The following is a 7,942-nucleotide window of genomic DNA, read 5'->3' on the forward strand; positions in this document are numbered from 1 at the left end:
ATGGCCGCGATCAAGGTCAGCAAGCTGCCCGTGGATCCCGGCCCGGCCGCCTGGAACAGCTTGCTGCCGCCAGCAGAGCCAGCGCGCCCGTTGTCAGGGGATGTGACCGCCGACTGGCTGGTCATTGGTGCAGGCTTTGCGGGTCTGGCCGCCGCGCGGCGCCTGTCACAGCTGTGTCCGACCGACCGCGTTGTCGTGCTCGAGGCGCGGCGAGTCGCCGAAGGGCCTGCGGGGCGCAACTCCGGCTTCATGATCGACTTGCCGCACGATCTGTCATCCGCCGACTACGGTGGCGCGCTTGAGGCGGATAAGTCGCTGACTGCCGACAACCGGCATGCGATCCGCTTTGCCACCCAAATGGCCACAGATTTCGGCCTCGGGCCCGACGTGTTTTGTCAAAGCGGCAAGGTCAATGCGGCGGCCACGGATAAGGGCGACCGGCACAACCGCGACCACGCTGTGCACCTCTCTGCCATGGGCGAGGATCACACCTGGCTCGACCGGACCGATATGTGCGCACTCACCGGCACCGATTACTACTGCAGCGGTCTTTACACCGCAGGCACGGCCATGATCCAACCCGCCGCTTTCGTGCGCGGAGTGGCGCGGGGCCTTGCCTCAAACCGTGTCCAGATTTTTGAGAACAGCCCCGTCACCGCGCTCAACCGGACCGGCAACTGGACGGCGACGACACCCGGCGGATCTGTCATCGCGCCCAAGGTCATCCTTGCGGTCAACGGCCATCTCAACAGCTTTGGTTACCTCAAGAACCGGCTCATGCACGTCTTTACCTACGCCTCCATGACGCGGCCACTGACAGCGCAGGAAAGCGCGTCGCTGGGCGGGCAGGCGGTCTGGGGCCTTACCCCGGCGGATCCGATGGGTACGACCGTGCGGCGGGTCCAAGCGCCCGGCGGCGACCGGATCATCGTGCGCAACCGCTTCACCTTTGACCCGACGCTTGAGGTCAGCGACCGCCGGATCGCCAGAGTCGCGCGCGACCACGACCGCGCCTTTCGCGCCCGCTTCCCGATGCTGCCCGAGGTCAGGATGCATTACCGTTGGGGCGGGCGTTTGTGCCTCAGCCGCAACAACGTGAGCGTTGTGCGCGTGCTTGACGATGGTCTCTATGTCGCGTGCTGCCAGAACGGGCTTGGCACCGCGCGTGGTACCCTGTCGGGCATTCTGGCCGCAGAACTGGCCACCGGCACCCGGTCGGAGCGTCTGGACCGCGCGCTCGCTGCACCGGATCCGATACGGTTGCCGCCCGATGTGCTGGCCAAGCCCGCGGCTAACGCCTTTCTCAGGTGGCAGGAGCACAAGGCAGGCGCAGAGCTGTGACGCGGCGCGATCAGACGAGCCGCGCCGTCAGGATCCGCAGCGCAGCCGCGCCAAAGAACAGGGCAAAGACCGTCTCGAACCCGCGTTTGGCGCGAGCATACGCGCGGGTCAGCGGCGCACTGGAGAAGATCAGCGCATAGCCGTGGAACACGGTAAAACTCAGTGCCCCCACGGCCAGAATGATAGTGATCAGCGACGTCACCGGCGTCCCGGGCGGCACGCCCACGGAATAAAGCGCCCCGAAAAAGAGGATTGCTTTGGGATTGGTCAGGTGCAGCGCGAGCCCTTTGGCATAGTGCCCACGTACCGACCGCGCCGTGACCGGAGGCATCTTGAGCGCCGCGCCCAACCAGGCCGAGCGCGCCGACTTGATCGCGAGCCACCCCAGATAAGTGGCCCCGGCGTAACGCACGATCTCGAACAGCCAAACATTGGCGAGCATGATCGCGCCCAGACCGAACGCAGCGGAGACGGACCACATGAACGATCCCGTGGTGACGCCCGAGGCAACGGCCAGGCCGGACCGACGCCCCGACGCCATGGACGTGCCTGCGATGGTCAGGGTGGCGGGGCCGGGGCTGGCACTGGCCAACAGCGCGGCCAGCAGGATCAGAGGCAGATTGATGTCGGTCATGGGCACAGCCTAAGTTGTGGGGTCATCTTCGTAAACGCCATTGGAGGTCGTCGCTTGCACAATTGGCCCACCACGAACACTTGCCGCAGGGTGCGCATTGCAAGCGATCCGAACATGGGTTCGGCTTCGTAGTCGGGGTGGAGCCAGTTTTCCTCGAGCGCTGTGCTCTGCTGCACAGCGCAAAAAAGGTCGGTCGCAGCTTTGCGAAGTGTGTTCGATGCAGCTTTGAGCCGAATTCAATCTATGATGCGACCTGCGTCGATGTCGGGTTACTTTGGTCCGCCTAAAACAACACGAAGCTGAAGCCAGTTTTACCGACTGTTAGTGGCGATAGTTTTTTGGGGGCTCTGATCGAACCCCCTTCGCGCACAGAGTGCGATCTCAATTGCAACAGCTCTTTGGGAACGGGGACTTCCGTCCACGCCCCATCACAGAAAAGAAGGACCCGGCGGTTTGCGTCAAACAGCATAAGAACATTGTCGCGCGTGCTAACGTGTAACGGAGATACAGTCAGCGGAGGCGAGAGAAGCCGCACCTTTGGCTCAAAAGCTCCAAGGATATGCCCATCGAATGTATGAATAGACCGATCACTGGAAAGGATGATCCGGCCGTCAAGGTGCGCAATACCTGTCAAAAACGTGTTTCGGTTACCGACGAACGATACGTCTTCAAATGCTAGGGTCGGGCTTCCGCGCAGGATCATGCCTTAGCGCCGACAAGCCATGTTGTTGCATCGTCAGCGTAAGAGGCCTGGGGCATCGCACGTGGTTCTGTTGGCAGAGGGTGCCAAGCTCCAGTCGTGTCGAGATATCCCGCTGTTATCTGCGGCTGCAGTGTCGTGAACGCAGTCTGGCCGCGCTGTTCTATCTCCAGTCGGTCTTCAGCGCTCATATCCTCGCGCCATTCGGGATCGCCAGGCTGAAGCCAAATCCGGTCCAATGATGGGCGGCTGATCGAAAAGAGCAGTGTTTTATCATCAGATGAAGGAAAGCATGCCCATATTGGCGCTCCATGTAGATCATCGGTTCCCGCGTCAGGCGTCACCTCGCGCCAGTTTTTTCCATCATACAGTCGCACGTCAGAAGCGCCTGCAACGACAGCGTGCTCTGCATGCAGAACAAGCGTTCCTAAACTTGTAGACACTGTCCCTTTCTCTGTTTGAGTACCGGGAATGGCATTGTGCACAATCCCGCCCTCCAGCGCGTCGCCGACGAAGTACAGGTCGCCGTTTTCACTTAGCAACACGTATCCGCAGTCGGTCGGCCGAAGCGCATCTTCGGGGTCGCGGACAGCCACGGCCGAGATAAAGCGCGGAATATCAAATCGAGACCAAGGCTGTTCCAAGTCACCGTCATATGTCAGCAGGATCGTGAACGGCTCGCCACCAAAGGACGGATCTGAAAGAGCCAAAGCAAACTGTTGTGGCGTCGCCGCTGCAGCAGCTTGGATCAAAGGCACATCTGTCACAGCATCTACCTGGTTCCACGGCTCTAAGGAATAAACCGGTCTAATGCCCAATATCGACCGTTGTATTGTGCAATTGCTGCACCTATTGCTTCATGAACAGACCGATGGCGTGCAAAGCCCTCGATTTAGCTTTTTGGGCCCATTTTTCGGATAGGGACGGGGCGACGGAGGTCTGTCCTGTCAATTGGCTCCCTTCCCACTAGGGTTGCCGGACCAAGTGCCGCATGGAACAAGAGGTGTTCCATGATGGGCGCTTTCTGCATGTCCTCAGGATAACCTTCACCGCCCATCTGACGGGACGGGAAAAAGCAAAAATTCAACGGGCTCCAACCGACCAAGCCGGTTCGACGCAGAAGTCAGGACGCGTTAGTTAGTATAGTCCTGATCCATGTCCAGGCACAAAGACCGGCCTTGCGTACGAATAGCGTGAGCGATGAACAAGTCGGGCGGCATGCTGCCATACTGCAGATTCCTGAGCGGACCGGGTCCATGCACAAACACTTGTACTCAATCAAACGCCGTCAAATCGATCGTGCAGTGCTGATCCTTGCGGCTCCAGGCATCAATAAAGCCCTCATAGGAATACATATGACAGTCATAATCAGCCGCGTCGTACTCCGGATCATCTTCGAAAACTGCTTCGACGACAGGCCGCAATAGCTTTAGATCACACAGCCAAGCGTAGCCCTGCAGCAAAGCCCCGCGACCATTCTTGAGCCAGAAGTCGAGCAGTCCATCCGGCAGGCGGCCACGATATCGTTCTGCTTAATTTCGGCTCACCTTTTCCGAATATATCAATGGACCTAGTACATCGAGAATGTCATCGAAAGGGCGTTCATGATCCGTTGGACCGTAGTCGTCCAGATTCATGTGACTGAAATCAACGCCGTCGGTCATTGTGGCTCTCCCAAACTTGGCTATCGGGGCCTGTTTCCCGCCCCTCGCATATACGCAGTCAGGCATTATGCGCGGGCACCCATTGGCTTGCAGCCGTGCGGCATGGGCGTTAGGGCGCTCCAGTCGGTCGCCCCCAGTTAGGAATCGCTGCTGCGCACTGCAACGACGTGTGCTTACCTCGATCAGCCCGAAACCACGCCAAAATTCAGCCAGGCTTTCTCTGAGAGCATGTCTCATTGAACTATTTCAATGGCTTCGGTGGCTTCGCCTGCTGTTGGCAAACGATGGTTTTTAGAATGCTTCACTAGTTGTATTATGCGTTAGGTATGCTCACGCTTGAGCGTTCAACTCGGTCGCATATCTGATGTGCTCGGCTAAGCTTGGATCAGCACCGCTTAGAATATCCTTTGAGAGGTCGACCATCAGCTTTGCAGGATGATGGGCAATCTGAAGACTAATCTGGAGATTGTTGTCGTCTCCGGCCACCACCATCGAAGAGAGTTTCCGCATGCCATGCGTCGTAGTCTCGGGCAGCAGGGCAGGATTGAGAAGCCGTGCGGGGCGGCAAGTGATCTCGTCAACCGTCAGCAGAGGTTCGACCGTTTCCCAGGCTTCGCGCACCTCCCGAAGCGTCGCACCTTCACACCAAGACATTGCCGCGGCACCTAAAGGCGTCCAGCCCGCTGCACTGCACAGAGAGGACCAACGCGCGGCGGGGATCTCTGCCAGACTGCGCAGGATCGACAGATCGCTGTCGTCGATCCGCCCGCGATCATCCGGAGTCGCATATATCCATGCCTCGTGGGAGGCATGCAGGCCAACCCAGGTTGCGGGCAAAGACAGGGTAGCCGCTGTAGCCGTTTCGTTTTCGACGGGCTCAGCCATCATCGGCAAAGACATCGCCGGACCCGGCCGCAACCGAGCCGCCGCAATCAATGCTGTCCCCGACGCGGGCCAGCGGTCTGCCGTTCACGAAGACGGTGGGAGACCCACCTGAGACGGACCGCCCGTGGGGTTTGCATTTCCCGCAGCCATGTGGGGCGACTGCATCACCCTGGCGTAGAGCAGGAATGCCGTTTATTTCAACATCAGGGCTCCCTCCGATCGCCGAAGAGCTTGGAAAGCAACCGTGACCAGAGCAGGTGTCGGATTTGCGAGAGGTCGCAGGCATGGCTTAGTCGTGCTCACTATGTGTATTGGTTTGGTCAAGGTGGCGGTGCTGAACCAGGGACCTTAACTCAGTCGAGTAGCCCAGTTCAAACTCTTTGAGATCCGTATCTATTTCGAGCGGACGGTCGGCCAATGCCGCGATGGCAAAGCACGCATGACGGTCGTCGTTGCCGCATGCTGCAATAATCTCGGAGAGGCGGGCGAAGTTAGGTTTGAATGCGGGATGCAAGAAATGCAGCGGACGTTCGGAGCCAGGTTGGGGCTGGATGTCGTAGGGGCATGCGTCCCAGGCAGACCAAAGCATCTCGCGTGTCGCACCGGAGCACCACGACAAACCGATCACTCCGAAAATTGTCATGCCCGAAGCTCTGCATAGCGCAAGCCATCGCTCTGCTTCTACGTCCTGCAACGCTTTGAGAAGCGCTTCGATCTCTCTGGAAAACCTCTTTCCCTCCCGGGCGAACTGCGGCTTGTCCGCAAGTTGCTGTTCCATGCGCGCATTCAAATGCAAAGACGTCCAAAGATAAGGCAACGTCATCTCTGTGCCGACAACCAATGCACCCTCTTCGTACTGTTCAGTCATCCTGTTTCCTTAGTCTGCGCGAACTCAGCGGACTGAATCGCCACCACAACCAACCGAGCAGGAAGGCATTCAAAAAGTAGAGTGCTGCCAAGGCAGAGATCCAAATCGCTTGGTTTTCTGTGCCGTCGAAAAACAGTCCGCCGAAAAAGAACGCCAAGAAACCCGCAGCGATGCATGCAATGAAATAGACAATCTGATCAAGAAGGCGAAGCATGGCCTTTCCCATCATGGCGCCTCCCGAGCTAATACATGGCGATTTGGACCCAAGGTCATCATGGGAACTCGCCCCTTAATCGCGCGGCTTCTTCTGCGATGACATCCAGCGCATTCGTTTCGTAGCCCACCGGAATATTCCCCATGACACCGCGCGGACGCGCAGAGGACACCCGCCCGACTGGAACCATTACAGCCCGGCGTTCATCGGTGTTCATGAATTCTCCCGGGTTGCGTACACAGTAAAGCACACCGCGCAAAACTTCGACGATGTAGTCCTCTTCTTCATCGTCCAGGCTGTAGTCTCCGTCTTCGGGTGATGGCAGGGCAACCTCTTGGGCGACGATGCGGGACAGTTCGGGGTCGCTGTATCCGAGTGTCGCGGCAACGATAATCTCGGCAAGGGAGTCCGCCCCGTTATCAACGGCGCGTACGACGGCGCCAGTGGTTGCCAAAAAGAAATTGATTGCGCCCGCGGCAATACCCACGGCAGGTCCCAGCGCGGCGCTTATCGTATACCCGACAGCCAATTGTGTGCCGGATCGCGCCCAGAATTCAGGATAATGGCGCAGATGTCCCATGACGACGGAAATGGTTCTGCCAAGCAGGGGTGGATTGTTGAGCCCGTACGCCAAGAGCCTGGTGATCGTGCTGGCGGACGCTTGTGTTGCCGCTTGCCCTTCAGCGCCAAACAAGCCGAACCGCATGGACAGGAATGTCGTCCCATACCACCAATCGCGCGGAAAACTCATGGCACCATTGAAAAGACGGACCAGAAAGTTGGGCTTTTTCGCAGAAGCGGCTTCAATGAAGCGCGGATCAGTACACACGAGTTCGACAACTTCTTGCGGATCTCTACCGGCTCCGACGCGGCCAATCTCTCCCGCATATGTAATACCGTGGGTCATCAGTTAATGTTCACTTTCTCGGATTTGATCACCATTGTTTTACCGGATTTGACAACCATGCTCTCGCCTGCACTGAGATGCATGGACTTGTTGGCGGTGAAATTTACCGTCTCGCCGTGCACGTGGATTGTGCCATCCGGTTCCATGGTGAGGCGCGATGCGCCGCAGTTGATCGTCACCCGTTCGCCTGCGCTGACGGACGTGGTGCCGGAACTGTCGATCTCGGTGATACGCTCGCTGTGCACATCCACCTGTGATCCTGCCTGAACATAGACGCGGCCACCCGACATTATGGTCTTTGCAACACCGACCGCTTCTGTATGGGTCAGTCCGATCGTATCTACTCGATTGCGCTCTGTGTGGATCACAAGATTGCCGCGACCAAGGCCGGGCAACTTACCAAAACCCAATGCACTGGCGAGCCCGCCAATCCCTTGGGTAAACCGCGATAGATTCTTTTGCAGTGTCGACGAGGCGGCACCACTGCCGACATTGAGCGTCATATTTCCACCGATAATCTCATCGTGGTCATTTTCGACCACAATGGATTTATCGAAACCCACGGACTGTAGCCAATTGGAATCAATGCGCTCGGAATGGTTGTTTCTGGTCTTTTCGTTGCGGTCCTTCTGGGCGTGGATGTAGACTTCCTCTTTCCCATTCTCGTCCTCAAACCTCAATTCATTGAAGCCTTGCCCCTTATGCGTATTCGTCCTGAACGTTGACCGC

8 protein-coding genes and 2 pseudogenes are annotated in these 7,942 nt (G+C 58.1%); 1 reads left to right on the forward strand and 9 read right to left on the reverse strand.

The genetic code is table 11. The features are described 5' to 3' along the window. Window positions 1-1,341 (forward strand): FAD-binding oxidoreductase, encoded by a 1,341-nt coding sequence (locus FD715_RS17695; protein WP_189799535.1) that lies wholly within the window; start codon window positions 1-3, stop codon window positions 1,339-1,341. 10 nt (window positions 1,342-1,351) lie between these two features. Here the strand turns inward: FD715_RS17695 and FD715_RS17700 are convergent, their stop codons facing one another. The 9 genes and pseudogenes from FD715_RS17700 to FD715_RS22565 form a co-directional block, all read right to left on the reverse strand. Beyond that, window positions 1,352-1,975, reverse strand: a complete 624-nt coding sequence (locus FD715_RS17700) for a LysE family translocator (RefSeq protein WP_147112924.1) — start codon at window positions 1,973-1,975, stop codon at window positions 1,352-1,354. Window positions 1,976-2,674: 699 nt separating this feature from the next. After that, the gene (locus tag FD715_RS17705) at window positions 2,675-3,442 is read right to left on the reverse strand and encodes a hypothetical protein (RefSeq protein WP_147112927.1); all 768 of its coding nucleotides are present in this window, start codon (window positions 3,440-3,442) and stop codon (window positions 2,675-2,677) included. A 507-nt stretch (window positions 3,443-3,949) separates the two neighbouring features. Further along, a pseudogene (locus tag FD715_RS23100) lies at window positions 3,950-4,192 on the reverse strand (GAD-like domain-containing protein); the annotation flags it as partial. Window positions 4,193-4,669: 477 nt separating this feature from the next. After that, a complete protein-coding gene (locus FD715_RS17715) occupies window positions 4,670-5,239 on the reverse strand; it encodes a hypothetical protein (protein WP_147112934.1) in 570 nt (189 codons plus the stop codon). Then, entirely contained in the window at window positions 5,217-5,510 is a 294-nt protein-coding gene (locus FD715_RS17720; protein WP_147112937.1) for a PAAR domain-containing protein, read from the reverse strand. The genes FD715_RS17715 and FD715_RS17720 overlap by 23 nt, the downstream gene beginning before the upstream one ends. Window positions 5,511-5,513: 3 nt before the next feature. Then, window positions 5,514-6,092, reverse strand: coding sequence for a hypothetical protein (locus tag FD715_RS17725; protein WP_147112940.1), 579 nt, complete (start codon window positions 6,090-6,092; stop codon window positions 5,514-5,516). After that, a complete protein-coding gene (locus FD715_RS17730) occupies window positions 6,085-6,321 on the reverse strand; it encodes a hypothetical protein (RefSeq protein ID WP_147112943.1) in 237 nt (78 codons plus the stop codon). Before FD715_RS17730 ends, FD715_RS17725 begins: the two co-directional genes overlap by 8 nt. 43 nt (window positions 6,322-6,364) lie before the next feature. Then, window positions 6,365-7,213 (reverse strand): hypothetical protein, encoded by an 849-nt coding sequence (locus FD715_RS17735; RefSeq protein ID WP_147112946.1) that lies wholly within the window; start codon window positions 7,211-7,213, stop codon window positions 6,365-6,367. Then, window positions 7,213-7,942, reverse strand: a pseudogene (locus FD715_RS22565) (hypothetical protein); the annotation flags it as partial. The gene FD715_RS17735 and the pseudogene FD715_RS22565, both read right to left, overlap by 1 nt.

The sequence above is a fragment of the Tateyamaria sp. syn59 genome, assembly GCF_007995245.1.
In the GTDB taxonomy this organism is placed as follows: Bacteria; Pseudomonadota; Alphaproteobacteria; order Rhodobacterales; family Rhodobacteraceae; genus Tateyamaria.

Excerpts from the sequence above, each read along its gene's own strand:
- FD715_RS17695 (WP_189799535.1), top strand. The coding sequence starts at position 1 with ATGGCCGCGATCAAGGTCAGCAAGCTGCCCGTGGATCCCGGCCCGGCC.
- FD715_RS17735 (WP_147112946.1), bottom strand. The coding sequence starts at position 7,213 with ATGACCCACGGTATTACATATGCGGGAGAGATTGGCCGCGTCGGAGCC.
- FD715_RS17720 (WP_147112937.1), bottom strand. The coding sequence starts at position 5,510 with ATGCCTGCGACCTCTCGCAAATCCGACACCTGCTCTGGTCACGGTTGC.
- FD715_RS17725 (WP_147112940.1), bottom strand. The coding sequence starts at position 6,092 with ATGACTGAACAGTACGAAGAGGGTGCATTGGTTGTCGGCACAGAGATG.
- FD715_RS17700 (WP_147112924.1), bottom strand. The coding sequence starts at position 1,975 with ATGACCGACATCAATCTGCCTCTGATCCTGCTGGCCGCGCTGTTGGCC.
- FD715_RS17730 (WP_147112943.1), bottom strand. The coding sequence starts at position 6,321 with ATGATGGGAAAGGCCATGCTTCGCCTTCTTGATCAGATTGTCTATTTC.
- FD715_RS17715 (WP_147112934.1), bottom strand. The coding sequence starts at position 5,239 with ATGTCTTTGCCGATGATGGCTGAGCCCGTCGAAAACGAAACGGCTACA.